The following is a 15,483-nucleotide window of genomic DNA, read 5'->3' as shown; positions in this document are numbered from 1 at the left end:
TTTTTTGAACTTTTGAATTCCGTATTCGAGCAGCGATGTTTTTCCCTGTTGTTCATGCGGCGCGGGCGCGCAGCATGGGGTCGAGCCTGTCACGCAGCCAATCGCCGACGATGCTCATCGACAACGTGACGAGGAAGATGACCAGGCCGGGCCAGACCGAGATCCACCAGGCGGTCGACAGATAGTCGCGGCCGTCGCCGAGGATCTGGCCAAGGCTGGTCTGCGGCGCCTGGATGCCGAGGCCGAGAAAGCTCAGCGAGGTTTCGAGAAGAATGATCTGCGGGAATGTCAGGGTGACCTGAACGATGAGCGCACTCGCCACATTCGGCAGCACATGTTTCAGGTACAGCCGGGTGTTACCGGCCCCGAGGGCTACGATCGCCTGGGCATAGGGCTGGCTGACGGCCGACAGCACGACGCCGCGGGATAGGCGCGCATATTTCTCCCAGCCGTAAAGCCCCATCAGGATGACGAAAAGGGGCATGCTGTTGCCGAAGAAGGCGAGCAGCGTCAACGCGATGAGGATGAAGGGCAGGGAGGCCTGGAAGTCGACCAGCATCATCAGCACTTCCTCGACCCAGCCGCGGAAATGGGCGGCGAGAAAGCCGATCAGCGAGCCAAACACCGCGCCGATAATCGTGCCGGCCATCGCCACGGAGAGCGACATCTGCAGACCGGCGATCACGCGGGCGACCATGTCGCGACCGATGCGGTCGGTCCCCAGCGGGAAATCGGGATTGCCGCCGAGGAAGGCCGGTGGCTTCAATCGGGCGAGAAGATTCTGCTGGGACATGCCATGGGCGGTGAAGACGTTGCCGACGATGGCAACCAGCACGGCGACGGCAAGGACGACCACCGCAAAGGCGAGGACGGGGGACATGCGTTTCATTGTCTTGTCCCTTAGTTCTGCACGCGAATGCGCGGGTCGAGCAGGCCGTACAGCAGGTCGACTACGAGATTGGCCAGTACCATGGTGACCGCCATGATCAGGGCCAGTCCCTGAACCACGGCCAGATCGCGTGATGATACCGCTGTCACCATCAGGCGGCCGACGCCCGGCCAGGCAAAGACAGTTTCGACCACGATGGCGCCGCCGATCAGTTCGCCGAGATTGAGGCCGATGATGGTCACCAGCGGAATGCTGGCATTCGGCAGCGCATGGAAGACGATGCGCTTCCAGTAGCCGACGCCCTTGGCGGCGGCGGCGCGGATATAGAGCTTGTCGAGCACTTCCAGCATGGCAGAGCGTGTGAAGCGGGCGAGCGTACCTGCGGTAAAGGTGGCAAGCGTCAGCGCCGGCATGATCAAGTGCCAGATGGTGCCCGTACCGGAACTCGGCAACCATTGCAGGGTCAGCGAAAACAGTAGGATCAGCAGGATTCCGAGGAAGAAGTTCGGAAGCGCGAAACCGAAGACGGCGGTCGCCATGATCAGGTTATCGAAGGCCGAGCCGCGCTTGATGGCGGCGAATATTCCTGCCGGGACGCCGATCAGGATGGCGCCGACATAGGCAAACAGCCCGAGCATCAGCGTCCATGGCACACGCTCGGCGATGATGTCGATGACCTCCCGGCCGTCCCGATAGGATATGCCGAACTGGCCCGTCGCCATCTGGAAGATGTAGCGGATATATTGCATCCAGAGCGGATCGTTGAGGCTCCACAATTCGCGGAACTGTTCGATTTCCTCCGTTGTCGCGTCGGCGCCGACAAGCGCAACCACGGGGTCACCCGATGTCCGCAAAACGACGAATGTGAACGTCACGACGAACCAAAGAGTGAGAACGGTCCGCAATGTCTTAAGCAACCAGAAACGCGTCATAAACGCCCCGTTTTTTTGGGAGCCGAAGCTCCATCTGTTCCCATTTTCTTGACTTTTTCTGAAACTAACCACAGGAATAGATTATTATCTATTACAAAATAACTGCCTCATTGATATGTGTGAGATATGAAATACGGCATCGAGTTCCGGCACCTTCAGTATTTCACCTGCGTCGCGGAGGAGTTGCATTTCAGCCGCGCCGCCGACAGGCTTGGCATGGCGCAGGCGCCGCTCAGCCAGCAGATCCGTCAGCTCGAGGAGCGCCTCGGCACGCCGCTGTTTCGCCGCACCACCCGGCGGGTGGAGCTCACGCCTGCCGGCGAGATTTTCCTGCGCCACGCCCAGGAGATCCTGGGTGGCATCGACCGGGCGGTAACCCATACCCGATCGATTTCCGGCGAACACAGCGGGACGATGTCGGTCGGCGGCGTGCATGTGGCGCTCTCCCATGTCCTGCCGCCGATCATCGGGGAATTCCGCAAGCACTATCCGGCCATGACGGTGGATGTGCAGGTGCTCGGCACGGCAAAACAGCTGGAACTGCTGCAAAGCGGCAAGATACAGGTCGCCTTCATCCGCCCCACCAACCCGGCCGGTTTCCTAAAGACCGAACATATCCTGCACGAGGGATTCGTCGCCGTCTTGCCGGGTGGGCATCGGCTGGCGCAGATGAGCAGCCTGACGGTCAAGGATTTTGCCGGCGAGCCGCTGATCACTTATGCACCGCTGGTCGGTGCGAGCTATTATCACGCGATCATGGATGCGTTGCGTCGCGCCGGTGTCTATCCGGTCATCGTGCAGGAGGTATCACACACGCTGGCGATCGGAACGCTGGTCGCAGCCGGCGTCGGCGTCGCGATCGCGCCGGCCTGGCTTGCGCACAACTCAAGCCCCTATCTCGTATACCGCCCACTCGATGACATTCCACCGGAGGTCGAACTGCTGGTCGCCTGGCATGCCGAGGAGAAGTCGAAGATTGTTTTAGATTTTATTGAGACAACGCTCGGAGTGTCTGTAGTGAAAAACTTGCCCAAACCCTTAGACCGCTTGTGAACCAAGTCCGACCAACGGTTCGATACCGTTCAAGGCGTGAACAGCTCGCCTGTAATCCCTGGGGACACCGGCAGCTACTGACCGGCTGGCCACCGCGCCCTTCGGGCACAACTTGCACCGATAGTCGCCAAGCCCCAACACACTTCGATCGCGACCGAAGCTTTGCTTCCCGGATGCTGCCATAAGAGCCCGTCACCAACGGAGCCCAGGTCATGACATCTTGCCCACCATCCAGGACAACACCCTTTTTCGGCTGGCATGTGGTCGCCGCGACCTTCGTGCTGGCAGTCTTTGGCTGGGGTGTCGGTTTTTACGGACCACCGATCTACCTGCAGATGGTGGTCCAGCGAACGGGATGGTCCGTCGCGCTCGTCTCGAGTGCCGTTACGCTGCACTTTCTGGTCGGTGCGGTCGTCGTGGCAAATCTTCCGCGACTGTACCGGCTGGCGGGTGTTCCCGTGATCACAGTCACGGGCGCGGTACTTCTCGCAGTCGGCGTCGTCGGTTGGTCTGTGGCCGATCAGCCGTGGTACCTGTTCGCCGCCGCTCTCATGAGCGGAACAGGCTGGGTTGCGATGGGCGCTGCGGCAGTGAATGCCATTATCGCGCCCTGGTTTGTGAAGGCCCGCCCGGCGGCACTGTCCATGGCGTACAACGGAGCAAGTGTGGGCGGCGTGATTTTCTCGCCTCTGTGGGTCATGCTCATCGCCTCAAGCGGGTTTGCACAGGCAGCCGTCATCGTCGGCGCTTCCATGATCATCACCGTGGCCGCCCTGTCTGTTGTGGCTTTTTCCAAATCTCCCGATGGCCTCGGGCAATTTCCAGACGGAGCATGGCAAGGCCACGGGGTGCCTCCGACGGCTCCGTCGCTCGCTGAGCCCATGGTAGGCGCTTACCTGTGGCGCGACCACCGCTTCATAACGCTGGCGGTGGGTATGGCTGCGGGGCTGTTTGCGCAGATCGGACTGCTGGCCCATCTGTTCTCGATCATGGTTCCTGTCTTCGAATCACAGACGGCGGGCCTGTTGCTGGGAGGGGCTACCGTTGCGGCAATCCTCGGGCGCACGGGCATCGGTTGGCTGATGCCGGTTTCGGCGGACCGCCGTCTGATCGCGTCTGCAAGCTACGGCGTTCAGGTCATCGGCACCCTGATGCTTTTGGCGACGGGTGGAGAAAACGCCGCCGCGGTGGTTCTCGGGGTCCTGCTGTTCGGCCTCGGCATCGGAAACGCCACGTCGCTCCCGCCTCTCATCGCACAGGTGGAATTTGCGAGGAGTGACGTCTCCCGTGTGGTGCCGCTGATCGTGGCTCTGAGCCAGGCCACCTATGCCCTCGCGCCCGCGCTGTTCGGCATCGCCCGGACGATCTCTGACTCCGCCGTTTTCATACTGGCGGTGGCGACCCAGTTTCTGGCGGTTATAGCGTTTTTAGCCGGACGGCATAAATGACCGCCAATCGGCGATCCCGGATTGCCGGACTGGTGCGTCCGCGCTGGCGGTTGGCTCAGAGGGGGAGAGCACACAGACAGCCCCAGATCGTTGTTCCCGGCAGCCCAAGTTGCTTACGCTTCCGTTTGTGGCGTGAGCAACTGTTCGTTACAACAGGCGAGAGACCGAAACGTGCGCCGCGCCACCGTATTCCAGGATCGGGGGGCGTGACTGGGATCCGGGAGGACTGGTTCCAGAGCTTGATCTTCGGTTTGAGCCAGGTGCTGACGCGTAGCGCGGCACCTACTGCGGTTGCAGATGTTCTGCCATGAAATCGACGAACGCCCTCAGTTTGGGCGTGATCTGACGGCTGGCCGGCCAGAGAATGCTGAACTGATCGGTTTCTTCCATCCACTCGTCCAACATCGAGACGAGACGGCCATCAGCGATCTCGCTCCGGATCGCAAAGGGTGGCAGACACGCAATGCCCAGCCCCTCGATCGCCAACTCGATAAGAGGGTCGACCGCTGTCGCGCTCATCCGTTCGGGCAGGACAATCTTGCCCTGCCGTTCCCCGCGAGCAAACGGCCAGGGTCGGATCTTGCCGGTGCTGGGCGACCGTTGGTGGAGACACTGGTGATCTGCGAGATCGCCGGGGGTTGCCGGGACGCCGCACCGCGCCAGATAGTCGGGCGAGGCGACGATCTTCAGTTTGAAGCGGCCTACATTGCGGCTCATCAACCGGCTATCCGATGGTTGCCCGGTGCGAATGACGACATCGAACCCTTCCTCAACCACGTCCACCAGCCGATCGCTGAAGTCCAGGTCGAGTTGCACTTCTGGCCAGGCGCGCATGAACTTGGCCATCACCGGCGTCAACAGCATGCCAACCAGCGGCAGACTGACACGTAGCCGGCCTTTCGGCGCTCGATTGGATCGGGCAAGCTCGGCTTCCGCTGCCTCGACCTCCTCGAAGATGCGGCGGCAGCGTTCAAGGAACAACCGCCCTTCTTCGGTCAGCGTCATGTTGCGCGTGTTGCGACGGAACAGGCGCACGTCCAGCCGTTGTTCCAGCCGGATCACCGCCTTGCCGACGGCGGAGGCAGAAAGGCCGAGCTTGCGGCCGGCCGCGACGAAGCTGCCGGTTTCAGCCGATTGCACGAAGGCGTCGAACGCTGTGAGTTTGTCCATGCACTGACTGCTACAGGAATTTAATTCCGTAGTCATCGGAATATCGGCCTGTTTATCCGCAACGAACCGACAGCTATCCCTTGGTCTTCCGAAACCAAGGAGACGACCATGATCCCCACCTTCACGATCCAGCCCGCCCCAACGACATTTATCGTCAACGTCATTCACGTTCACCCCGGCAAGCAGGAGGAAGCGTTCCAACTGATCCAGGATGTCGTCCATTATGTCGCCGAGCGGAAGCCTGGTTTTCTGTGGAGCAACCTTGCCAAGAGCACCGATGGGCTAACCGTCGTGAACATCGAGGCGATTTCCGATCCGGGCGACGTCGAGATCTTCTTTTCCGATCCAGTCTTCCTCGAAAAGTTCCGCAAGCTCGACACCGTCTCGTCGAGCGAGTTTCACACCTACACCGTCGGCGACCTGGTGCTGCCGAAGGCCCCAGCATGACGGCCCAGATCGAACGGCTGCCAGTAGAGGGGCTATGTGCACTAGCGATTGCCGGTTTCGTCACCATCCTGACGGAGGCCCTACCGGCCGGTCTGCTTCCGCAGATCGGGGGATCTCTGGGTGTGAGCGAGGCCCTGGCCGGACAATGGATTAGCATCTATGCCTTGGGATCGCTGCTCGCAGCGATCCCGCTGACGGCGGCGACACGAAGCTGGCGCAGACGACCGCTTCTGGTTGGCGCCATCATCGGTTTCGCCATCGCCAACCTGGTGACGGCAATGACCGCGAGCTTTAGCGTCGCCATGGTGGCACGTTTTGTAGGTGGTGTATCGGCCGGCCTGCTCTGGGCGTTGCTGGCCGGCTATGCGGTTCGCATGGCGCCATCTCATTTGGCGGGCCGGGCAATGGCCATCGCCATGGCAGGGACGCCCCTTGCGCTCTCCATCGGCATTCCGGCTGGCACGTATCTGGGAATCTACGCTGGTTGGCGGCTGACCTTCGGTCTGCTCAGCGTCGTCGCGCTGCTGCTGGTGGGCTGGATCATCGCCAAGGTGCCGGATTTCGCCGGCGAACCTGAAAGGCAACGCCCTTCCTTGGCCCAGGTCTTTGTGGTTCCGGGCGTGCGCCCGGTATTGGCGGTGACACTTTCCTTTGTGTTGGCTCACAACCTCCTCTACACCTACATCGCGCCCCTGCTCACCGGCCACCACATGGTCGACCAGATAGACAGTGTCTTGTTGGTGTTTGGGTGTTCTGCACTTGTCAGTATCGGTGTGACGGGCGTGTTGATCGACAAATGGTTGCGACCATTGACCTTCACCGGCATCGGTCTGTTTCTTATGGCGGTCTTGATAGTTGCGGGGACGAGCGGATCACCGTTGACGATCTACGGGGCCGCACTGATCTGGGGACTGGCTTTTGGCGGGTCGGCGACAGTGTTTCAGACGGCCTCGGCTCGCGTGGCCGGTCCTTCGGCCGACGTGGCCCAGGCGATGATCGTCACGGCATGGAACATCGCCATTTTTTGCGGAGCCGTCATGGGCGGTATCGTTCTCGAAACCGCAGGACCAGGCGGGTTGTCGTGGGCAGGTATCGCGCTGTTGGCGGGCGCTGCCGGATCGGCACTTCGGATGAAGCGCTGATCCAGCGGGTCGGTCTGCCGCCAATATGTGCTGCAGATCAATCCGACTGTTGCTCCACTTACTGAGCTGCTTCGACTGGCGAAGCGTCACTCCGTTTTGCCAGTGCCGCTAATATGAGAGAGCTGGCGCCAGCGACAAAGAAACCGATCGTGAAATTCACAACTGACCCGTCATGGAAACTCCCGGCGCCAATGGCGTATAGGATGGCGACCAAGCTTGACCCCGAAGCGATCAGCGATGCCCCCAGGCCAGCGACCTGGCCAAGAGAGCGCATCGCCATAGCGTTGAGATTGCCGAACAGTATCCCGATGCAAAAGAAAGCCAAAAACTGAACACCATCAGAGTGACGAGAGGCAATCGGCACTTGGCAGATACCGATGCCAAAGGCCGCCCGGATCGCCGCAAGCTGAGCGACATCGCTGTCGACGCGCAGCGCAAAGGCACTTCGGCTTATGGCCGGGTAGCGTTGCGTAATTGCCCGGATCGCCGGCGTCTCGGTATCGAAGCCAGTCAGATCGTGATCCGCGAGTGCCTCCATGCTGTTGGGAACGCCCCGGCGCTCTAGGTATCGGCGCATGCAAACCGATGGGTATAATGCCGATCCTTTTCGCCACCAAGGCCTGCTGCTCGGGTTGGACCATGCGGATCGCGATGTCTGCCTTACGTTGTAGGAGGTCATCCACCGAATTCGAAAGCGAGAGTTCGATCCCAAGGTTAGGATGGCTTTCGCGCAGCCGCGTCAGGATCGAGGGAAGATGTTCTATGCCCACGACTTCGCTTGCACTGACCCGCACCCTGCCGCGGACTTCAGCGGTTTGCCCATCGGCCATGCGAAGGAAAGCCGCCGACACGGAGGCCAGTGATTCTGCGAGCGGTCTCAGCTCCCGCGCGGCGTCGGTCGGCGACAGACCGCGCTGCGTCCGGACGAACAGCGCCTTTCCGACAGCTTGCTCAAGCGCATCGATGTGACGCGCAAAGCGCCATGCATCGATTTTACGCTGGTCCCGTGGCGACCGGTGATTGACCGCCAGCTTGGGCGGGAGGTGACAGGCATCGTTCAGGGCGGATCGGTCTCGTGGCAATTGGGGGGCAGAAGGGGCCTGGATTGTGACGGATCCAGAGGTCGCCTTCAAAGCGTTGGATTTGACGGTTGCACCTCCTTGAGAAGCCAATTTGAGAAAACCTGTATTGGACCGTCGCTCAGTCGGATCGGCTCCGGCAGGATGAGGCAGAAGGTCTTGGAGATCGACTGACCGTCGGGCCAGGGCGCGACCAGGCGACCTTCCGCTAACTCGGTCTCTATGTAGAGGCGCGGCACTAGCGCGACGCCGAGACCGGCCAACGCGGCTTCGATTTGCATGGAGTGAAGATCATAGCGGGGACCAATCGCAGGATTGGTCAGCACGACCCCTGCCTCTTGCGCATAGCGATGCCAGGCGTCCGGGTTCTGGCGGCGATGGAGCCGCGGCAGCGCATCGAGGGCTGTGACAGGGTCTCGGCCCCTGATCAGCGCCGGATGGCAGACCGGAACCAGCACCTCATGCAGCAAGCGGTGCGTGCGCATTCCCGTCCAGGCAGGATGCTCAAAATGGATAGCAGCGTCGAACCCACTGCCGGTGAGAACGAATGGCTCCATCCGTTCGGCAAGATGCAGGGTGATATGCGGATGCCGCTCCTGGAACGGCTTCAGACGCGGGATGAGCCAGCGCGTGGCGAACGTAGGCAAGATTGCGATGTCGAGGCTCGCGCCGTCGCCGGGCTGCCCCATCAGATATTGACTGTCACGCTCCAACCGGTCGAGTGTCTCGCGAACCTGCGCCGCATAACGTTCTCCATTCGGCAAAAGCCGGACGCGATTGCCGACTCTCTCGAACAGCGTGACGCCGAGAAAGGCTTCCAGCCGGCCGATCTGGCGGCTGATCGCCCCTTCGGTCAGGGCCAGTTCGTCGGCTGCGCGAGCGAAGCTCCCATGACGAGCCGACGCCTCGAACGCCATGAGTGCGGAATTGCTGGGAATCTTGCGGCGCATGATGGTTCCTCACGGGATGGTTCGGCCTTCGATCTGCCATCACCTTGATATTAGATCACTGAAGCTTGATCCATTGTCGATATATGGGAGGATATCACCAGTCTATCATGAGAAAATATCAACGATAGACGAGGCCCGAAGCTACGCGCTTTCGGTCGAAGGTGGTACAATGATCTATACGGTGGAATGCAGCTTTGCCGATCCGGGCAGCGAAGCGGAATGGAACGACTTTTACAGCCTGGACAAGCTGCCAGCCCTCATTTCGGTGACTGGCTTCCACACCTCGCAGCGTTTCAAGGCGCTGAGCCGTGGCTGCCCCGTCTATCTCGCTCTACACTCGATTGACGGCCTCGACATCCTGACGGGTGAGGAATACCGCCATAAGGGTGGCGGCAATTTCGCACGCTGGCAACAGCACATCACCGACTGGCACCGGAACCTCTATGGCGGCATCGACCGCGCGCCTTGTATTGGGGATGGCGAATATCTGGCGTTGAGCGCAACAGGCCCCGAACCTCTGATCCGGCTGGGCCTCACCCCCTATGCGATGCAGGCGGTCGCACTGGAGAAGTTCCCGGAACACCGCTGGCTCGCCAAGGTGGAACGCGGCAGCGTGTCTGACATTGAGCATCTATCTGAAGGCGTCCATGTCTATGTGCCGATGACGGCGCAGTTGACGAATGACGTTGACGCCGCTGTCGGGAAGGCGCGGTAGCGCCGATGCCGAATGTTACGATCTATATTCCCGCAGACAGGATGCCGCCGGACGAAGCTCTGGCTGACCTCACGGAGCAATGCACAGACCTTTGCACCGACATTCTCCGGGCCGTATTGGCGAACGTGCATATTGTCTATGTCGCTGTCCGGCATGGCCGGGGGCACCCCGCTTTCGCAGAGGTCCAATATCGCCTTGAGCCATTTCGGACGCCGCCAGTCATGGATCGGTTCATGGAAGAACTGGACGAGGCCATCACGGGCAATATCGGCCTCAGCGCGCGCATCCGTTGCTTTGGCTATGAAGCGTCGAGCATTCACGCGCGACATTGAGCGGATGCCAGGAGAAAACCAATGTCTAGTTTCGCATTACCCAACCAACAGATCGGTGATTTAACAATCACCGCAGTCAGCGATGGCTATCTCCACGCCAGTTTCGACTTTCTTGCAAACATCGACCCGGCCGATGCCGCCCGTATGCAGGAAAATGCGGGGATAACGGATCATACATCGATCCATATCAACTGCTACCTTGTCCGAGGAGGCGGTCGCACGGTCCTGATCGATGCAGGAGCAGGTGGTTTCAAGCAGTGGGGCGGTCGACTGAAAAATAATCTGCTACTGGCTGGCATCCAGCCTTCCGCGATCGATACGATTCTGTTGACGCACGCCCATCCCGATCATGTGGGGGGGCTGATGGACGCTTCAGGCGAAGCCGTCTTCCCGAGCGCCGAGCTTGTCGCCCACCACCTCGAAGTCGCGTTCTGGCAGGATGACGGCAATCTGAGCCGTGCGCCCGAGCGCGCCCGTGGCAACTTCCTCGTGGCGCGTCAGGCGTTCGATGGCTATCGCGACAGACTGCATACTATTGAGGGCGGCGAGGTGCTGTCCGGTATCACAGCGATGCCGCTGCCGGGACATACAGCCGGACACACCGGCTATCGTCTCGATTCAGGGGATAAGAGCCTGCTGGTCTGGGGCGACATCGTTCATTTCCCCCAGATCCAGGTTCCGCGCCCGGAGGTGTCGATCGCGTTCGATCAGGATGCGTCGCTCTCAGCCGCGACACGATCAAGGCTTTTGAACTGCGTGGCCGCCGAGCAACTGCTGATCGCCGGCATGCACCTGGGCGAACCCGGCTTCGCGCGGATCGAGCGAAAAAAGCTGGCCTACGGTGTCGCATATGAGGAATGAGCGAGTGCCGCTGTTGGCGCGAGCTACGTTCGAAACCACAGAGCATCCGCCGCGGCGTGCTGGCCCACGGCCCTTCGCTGCTATCGAGGGCTATTATGGAAGCGGCAGCCGTTCATCCACGCTTACGCGCTCAAACCGCACGCAGCAGAAAATCTCTTACATGCAAAACACGAGGATGGCGGAGTGCCGTCTTATTCCAGACGAGCTAGAGCGCGTTGTCCGGCCCCAGGCGCGCCGTCGGCAGTTCCATGAGTTGCCCGGTGGCCAGAGCTTCGGCGCACAGATAGTCCAGCAGCACAGCCCATCCCGTTCCTGCCTGCGCCATGCCGATCAGGATTCGCACGAAGGTTCGTATTGGTTCAAGAGCAACTATTCTACAAGCCTCAGTCCAATCAGGCCCCGCAACCGACAAAACATGAAGCTCCTGGCCATAACGGGCGAGGAGCTTTTTGCGTTTGAGCTCACTGTCGAGCTCGCGAAAGCTGTACTCACCATCAGATCGTTGCCCGCAGTGAGGAACTGGTGCTCCATCAGATCCAGGACCTCCCTGGAGGCCATGATGTTAAAGATGGCGCAATGGACCTGCAAGCGCGCCGGCCGGTGGCCGGGTGTCTTGCCGATCCCAACCATCTGTATCAGATCGCGGACAATCGACATCAGCCGCTGCTTGGTTTTGTCGCCATTGTTGCGGGCAAGGAGGAGAAGCTTCCGTGTCGCAATCTGTATGTTCGCCGCACTGAACTGCGCTGTTAGATTCTCGATCTTCCCCTTTAAATCTTTCGCTGGCCACCCAGCGGTCGCCAGCTCTCGTGAATTCACGAGCCACTTGACCTTGCCCATAAATTAGCCCGCCGAAAAAATCTCACAGAGATTGACCATTCATGTTGACATATATCAAATGTGGATTGATCATCGATAATCATTCTTAATACGCATTAAGGAAAAAATGGAAACCCGCGATCTTCAGACATTCCTCGCCGTTGCTGCAAGCGGCAGCATCACCAAGGCGGCCGAGCTGCTTGGACGATCGCAGCCTTCGGTAACCCGCACGGTTCAGGACCTTGAAACGGAGCTTGGCTTTCAGCTGCTGCATCGGATCGGCCGGAGAATTCAGCTTTCGGAAGAGGGTGTCGCGTTCGAGGAGGAGGCCCGGCGCCTGCTGATGTCATTCACGGAACTGGCAGCGCGCGCAAAGACGATCGCCGCCGGCAAGGGAAGAATTCTCCAGATCGTTACAACATCCGCTATCGGAACCGGTTTGATCCCTTCCGCAATGGCGGAGCTTGTCGGCGTGGAATTGCCGCATGAAACCCATCTGGGGCAGTTTCTTCCCTCGATCGTAGCCCAGGAAGTTCGCTCGGGGCGCGCCGAGATCGGCTTTTCCAGCCTTCCGCTTGACACGCCCGGTCTGGATGTTTTGCGGCTTTATTCTGCGCCTGACGTCGTTGCCCTGCGCGAAGATGATCCACTCGCCGCGCTCGATGTCGTGCCCTTGTCCGCCTTCGCCGGTCGCCGCCTCGCAACGATGCTCAATCCATTACGCTTCCAGTTGCATATCGCAAAGGCGTTGGTCGCGCGCGGCATCGAGACCGGTCCGGTCATTCGGACGAACATCTCTTACGGCGCGTTGCAGATCGTACGCCAGACGGGGGTCGCCGCCATCATCGATCCCGTCACAGCCTACGGCCTGAGCCTGCCTGGCGTGGTCGTCAGACCTATTGACGTTACCGTTCCATTTTACTGGGGCGTTCTGGCCGCAGAGAAGCGGCCTCTGCGCCCCGTCGCACAGGCTTTGATGGATGCTGTCGAGGTGGTGGCGGAGAGGTCGATTGCAGGGTTCAGGAAGCTCGATCCTGCATTGGCGGGACAATTGGTGACGGGTCCTGTCTCGGACACAAACCATGGAAATGTATCATGAGCAAAATTCCCAACGCCGCGCTGCAATTGCCGGCAGGTCTCGCCGCACTTGAGGCCCAGCTCGCACAGGATCTGGAATTCCTTGAATTGCCCGCAAAGCCATGGGTTCCGGCTCACTCGAATGGCGGCGTCGAGGTTCGTGACGTTGTGGTTGTCGGCGCGGGTATGTGTGGACTGGCGGCCACTGCAAAGCTGGTCCTGACCGGTATCCCGAATGTCGTCGCCTATGACGCGGCTCCGGCTGGGCTTGAGGGGCCCTGGGTCACATTTGCAAGGATGCAGACACTCCGGTCGCCGAAAAGTCTGCACGGTCCGGCGCTGGGCCTGCCGCAGTTGACCTTTCGCGCCTGGTTCACGTCGCAGTGGGGCGTGGAAGCTTGGCAGGCGCTCGACAAGATCCCCAAGAGCCAGTGGATGGATTATCTTATCTGGTATCGCAAGGTTCTCGATCTTCCGGTGCGCAACGGCGTGCGGATGACCGGTGTATCGACCGTTGACGGTCTGATTGCCGTCGATATTGATGGAGCTGAAAAGGGCCGCGTTCTCACGCGCCATCTCGTGCTCGCAACGGGTCGGTCGGGGCTTGGTGGCTTTGCCGTCCCGGATTTCCTGACCGGTATCGCCCGAAAATACTGGGCGCATTCCGCGGACGACATCGATTTTGAGACCCTCAAGGGGAAGCGTGTCGCGGTCATCGGGGCAGGGGCCTCATCCATGGACAACGCCGCAACTGCGCTGGAAGCGGGCGCAGGCTCTGTTGACATGCTGATCCGGCGAAAGGAAATGCCGCGCATCAACAAGATGACCGGCATCGGTAGCCAAGGGGTTGTGCATGGCATGCACCAGTTGCCCGATGCCTGGAAGTGGAAATTCGTCGAATATACGGCGTCCACACAGACGCCGCCGCCCCGCTCATCGACGTTGCGCGTATCCCGCCACAGAAACGCACGCTTCTTTCTCGACTGCGGCATTGTCGCCGTCAGGGAAGATGCTGGTGCCTTGCTGATCGAAACCACGCAAGGGTCCATGCGCTACGATTTTCTGATTGCGGCGACCGGCTTTTCGAACGACTTCACCGGCCGGCCGGAATTCGCATCCATAGCACCCCATATCCGTAGTTGGGCGGATGGCCGCTATACGCCGGACATGGGGCCACCCCGCGGCGGCATGTCCGAAGCGCCGGATCTTGGCCCCGCCTTCGAGTTTCGCGAGCGGGTAGCAGGTTCCTGCCCGATACTCGCGCATATTCATTGTTTCAATGATGCGGCAATGCTGACGCATGGAAAGGTCTCCGGGGACATCCCTGCCGTCAGCGCTGGTGCCGACCGGCTGGTCCGTGGGATTGCGGCATCGCTTTTCGCTGCGGATGTCGAAGAGCACTTTGCCAACCTCACAGCCTATGACACCCCCGAACTTCAGGGCGACGAATGGGTCGATTCAACACCCTTGCTGCAGAAGGAGACTGCGTTGTGATTGACGCCATGGACAAGGCTGCCGGTCTCACTCCGGGTAATCCAGTTTTCGAGGCGCGGCGGTTGCGGTCGGAATTCGTGCAGGGTGCCGAACTCTGCCGTTTGTCGGTTTTGACCCCGCAACACGGTCTGGGGCTTGAAACCGGCCTGCGTATTGCGCTTGCCCGCCGCATTGCCGCGTTGAATGCCGATGAGATGCTAATTGCTGACTATGACGCCCAACTGGCGGAACACGACCCGTCCGGGCAGCTTCTAGCCCTTTCGCGAGGGGCAGAAGATCTGGATGAGCCGCTGGCGACGATCGCCCGCCATGTCGATCTCATCACATCGACACCCAGCAAAGCTGCGGCGAGTGATATTGCCAGATTGATGGAGGCGGGTCTGGATAATCCGCAGATTGTCGCGCTTTCCGAGCTCATTGCGTTCGTCAACTTTCAAACGCGTGTTGCGACCGGCCTGCGCCTGATGAGGGCACCATGATTTCCACTGTCCGCCTGAAGCCGCTGACGTGGCATCCCCACATAGCTCCGGTCGAGCTTTCCGAGGCCACACCGGAGCAACTCGATGCAATGAAGGTCACGCCCTCCGCAAAGAAGGTTTCGGAATATGTCCGGACATTGGCTCATGACCCTGAAAGCTATGTGGCCCGAACGGTGCTGTTCAATGCGATCATGTATGTCGAGGGCGGACTACCCCGCCCGGACAGGGAACTTGGCGCACTTGGCGCATCGATGGTCAACGGCTGCCGTTACTGTGCCGTGGTTCATGCGCGCCAGCACGCCCATCTGACGAAAAGCCATGCACTCGTTACGGCCCTTTATCTCGGAAAGCCGGAGATGCTCGGTGAGCGGGATGCGGCAATCTATCATTTCGCAAACCGGCTTTCGGTCACGCCGTCACAAGCGACGCAAGAGGATATCGCCAGGCTGCGTGCGGTCGGAATAGACGATATCGAAATCATCGATCTGATCCACGCTATCGCGATCTTCGGCTGGGCCAATCGGCTGATGCACGTCCTGGGACACGCCCAACCCGCGACATCTCTTCCCAATCACCAACCGGGCACCTGACAACGG

The 15,483-nt window shown here is 60.3% G+C and carries 18 protein-coding genes and 2 pseudogenes; 12 read left to right on the top strand and 8 right to left on the bottom strand.

Annotation, left to right across the window (positions count from 1 at the left end):
• Positions 1-52: 52 nt before the first annotated feature.
• Positions 53-889 (bottom strand): ABC transporter permease, encoded by an 837-nt coding sequence (locus AC4CWF_RS19970; RefSeq protein WP_491287008.1) that lies wholly within the window; start codon positions 887-889, stop codon positions 53-55.
• Positions 890-900: 11 nt separating this feature from the next.
• Positions 901-1,821 (bottom strand): ABC transporter permease, encoded by a 921-nt coding sequence (locus AC4CWF_RS19965; protein WP_491287006.1) that lies wholly within the window; start codon positions 1,819-1,821, stop codon positions 901-903.
• 126 nt (positions 1,822-1,947) lie between these two features.
• Here AC4CWF_RS19965 and AC4CWF_RS19960 point away from each other — a divergent pair, with 126 nt between their 5' ends.
• On the top strand, positions 1,948-2,874 hold the full coding sequence (locus AC4CWF_RS19960) for a LysR substrate-binding domain-containing protein (RefSeq protein ID WP_491287004.1): 927 nt from the start codon (positions 1,948-1,950) through the stop codon (positions 2,872-2,874).
• Between the two features lie 212 nt (positions 2,875-3,086).
• Positions 3,087-4,322, top strand: coding sequence for an MFS transporter (locus AC4CWF_RS19955; RefSeq protein ID WP_491287002.1), 1,236 nt, complete (start codon positions 3,087-3,089; stop codon positions 4,320-4,322).
• A gap of 282 nt (positions 4,323-4,604) precedes the next feature.
• Here AC4CWF_RS19955 and AC4CWF_RS19950 read toward each other — a convergent pair whose 3' ends face one another.
• Positions 4,605-5,492, bottom strand: a complete 888-nt coding sequence (locus tag AC4CWF_RS19950) for a LysR family transcriptional regulator (protein WP_491287000.1) — start codon at positions 5,490-5,492, stop codon at positions 4,605-4,607.
• Positions 5,493-5,600: 108 nt separating this feature from the next.
• Here AC4CWF_RS19950 and AC4CWF_RS19945 point away from each other — a divergent pair, with 108 nt between their 5' ends.
• Together AC4CWF_RS19945 and AC4CWF_RS19940 are read left to right on the top strand one after the other, a co-directional pair.
• Positions 5,601-5,939, top strand: a complete 339-nt coding sequence (locus AC4CWF_RS19945; RefSeq protein ID WP_491286998.1) for an antibiotic biosynthesis monooxygenase — start codon at positions 5,601-5,603, stop codon at positions 5,937-5,939.
• Positions 5,936-7,081: an MFS transporter gene (locus AC4CWF_RS19940; protein ID WP_491286996.1), complete on the top strand. Its 1,146-nt coding sequence runs from the start codon at positions 5,936-5,938 to the stop codon at positions 7,079-7,081. Before AC4CWF_RS19945 ends, AC4CWF_RS19940 begins: the two co-directional genes overlap by 4 nt.
• 58 nt (positions 7,082-7,139) lie before the next feature.
• Here the strand turns inward: AC4CWF_RS19940 and AC4CWF_RS19935 are convergent, their stop codons facing one another.
• Positions 7,140-7,619, bottom strand: a complete 480-nt coding sequence (locus AC4CWF_RS19935; RefSeq protein WP_491287832.1) for a hypothetical protein — start codon at positions 7,617-7,619, stop codon at positions 7,140-7,142.
• Positions 7,620-7,719: 100 nt separating this feature from the next.
• Positions 7,720-7,911 (bottom strand): annotated as a pseudogene (locus AC4CWF_RS19930) (LysR substrate-binding domain-containing protein); the annotation flags it as partial.
• 159 nt (positions 7,912-8,070) lie between these two features.
• On the opposite strand from AC4CWF_RS19930, the pseudogene AC4CWF_RS19925 reads away from it, so the two are divergent.
• Positions 8,071-8,187, top strand: a pseudogene (locus tag AC4CWF_RS19925) (DUF3363 domain-containing protein); the annotation flags it as partial.
• A 23-nt stretch (positions 8,188-8,210) separates the two neighbouring features.
• Here AC4CWF_RS19925 and AC4CWF_RS19920 read toward each other — a convergent pair.
• Positions 8,211-9,110: a LysR substrate-binding domain-containing protein gene (locus AC4CWF_RS19920; RefSeq protein ID WP_491286995.1), complete on the bottom strand. Its 900-nt coding sequence runs from the start codon at positions 9,108-9,110 to the stop codon at positions 8,211-8,213.
• A gap of 169 nt (positions 9,111-9,279) precedes the next feature.
• Here AC4CWF_RS19920 and AC4CWF_RS19915 point away from each other — a divergent pair, with 169 nt between their 5' ends.
• Genes AC4CWF_RS19915 through AC4CWF_RS19905 form a run of 3 tightly spaced genes read left to right on the top strand, consistent with a single transcriptional unit; the run spans position 9,280 to position 11,018 of the window.
• Positions 9,280-9,825: a sugar ABC transporter gene (locus AC4CWF_RS19915; RefSeq protein ID WP_491286994.1), complete on the top strand. Its 546-nt coding sequence runs from the start codon at positions 9,280-9,282 to the stop codon at positions 9,823-9,825.
• 5 nt (positions 9,826-9,830) lie between these two features.
• Positions 9,831-10,157, top strand: a complete 327-nt coding sequence (locus tag AC4CWF_RS19910; RefSeq protein ID WP_491286993.1) for a hypothetical protein — start codon at positions 9,831-9,833, stop codon at positions 10,155-10,157.
• A gap of 21 nt (positions 10,158-10,178) precedes the next feature.
• The gene (locus tag AC4CWF_RS19905) at positions 10,179-11,018 is read left to right on the top strand and encodes an MBL fold metallo-hydrolase (RefSeq protein WP_491286992.1); all 840 of its coding nucleotides are present in this window, start codon (positions 10,179-10,181) and stop codon (positions 11,016-11,018) included.
• 205 nt (positions 11,019-11,223) lie between these two features.
• Here the strand turns inward: AC4CWF_RS19905 and AC4CWF_RS19900 are convergent, their stop codons facing one another.
• Complete coding sequence (locus AC4CWF_RS19900) at positions 11,224-11,361, bottom strand: hypothetical protein (protein ID WP_491286991.1); 138 nt, start codon at positions 11,359-11,361, stop codon at positions 11,224-11,226.
• A gap of 26 nt (positions 11,362-11,387) precedes the next feature.
• Entirely contained in the window at positions 11,388-11,858 is a 471-nt protein-coding gene (locus AC4CWF_RS19895; protein WP_491286990.1) for a hypothetical protein, read from the bottom strand.
• 106 nt (positions 11,859-11,964) lie between these two features.
• Between AC4CWF_RS19895 and AC4CWF_RS19890 the strand changes: the two genes are divergently transcribed.
• From AC4CWF_RS19890 to AC4CWF_RS19875, 4 genes are read left to right on the top strand one after another with little or no spacing between them, the layout of a single operon-like run.
• Positions 11,965-12,936: a LysR family transcriptional regulator gene (locus AC4CWF_RS19890; RefSeq protein ID WP_491286989.1), complete on the top strand. Its 972-nt coding sequence runs from the start codon at positions 11,965-11,967 to the stop codon at positions 12,934-12,936.
• On the top strand, positions 12,933-14,408 hold the full coding sequence (locus AC4CWF_RS19885; protein WP_491286987.1) for an NAD(P)-binding domain-containing protein: 1,476 nt from the start codon (positions 12,933-12,935) through the stop codon (positions 14,406-14,408). Before AC4CWF_RS19890 ends, AC4CWF_RS19885 begins: the two co-directional genes overlap by 4 nt.
• Positions 14,405-14,887 (top strand): CMD domain-containing protein, encoded by a 483-nt coding sequence (locus AC4CWF_RS19880; RefSeq protein WP_491286986.1) that lies wholly within the window; start codon positions 14,405-14,407, stop codon positions 14,885-14,887. Before AC4CWF_RS19885 ends, AC4CWF_RS19880 begins: the two co-directional genes overlap by 4 nt.
• Positions 14,884-15,477 carry a peroxidase-related enzyme gene (locus tag AC4CWF_RS19875; protein WP_491286985.1) on the top strand — a complete coding sequence of 198 codons (594 nt, stop codon included), beginning with the start codon at positions 14,884-14,886 and terminating at the stop codon, positions 15,475-15,477. The genes AC4CWF_RS19880 and AC4CWF_RS19875 overlap by 4 nt, the downstream gene beginning before the upstream one ends.
• The last annotated feature ends 6 nt before the right edge of the window (positions 15,478-15,483 follow it).

This window comes from Neorhizobium sp. PAMB6630 (assembly GCF_058242775.1).
The sequence above is the reverse complement of the archived record's forward strand: the minus strand, read 5'-3'. Positions and strand labels throughout refer to the sequence as shown.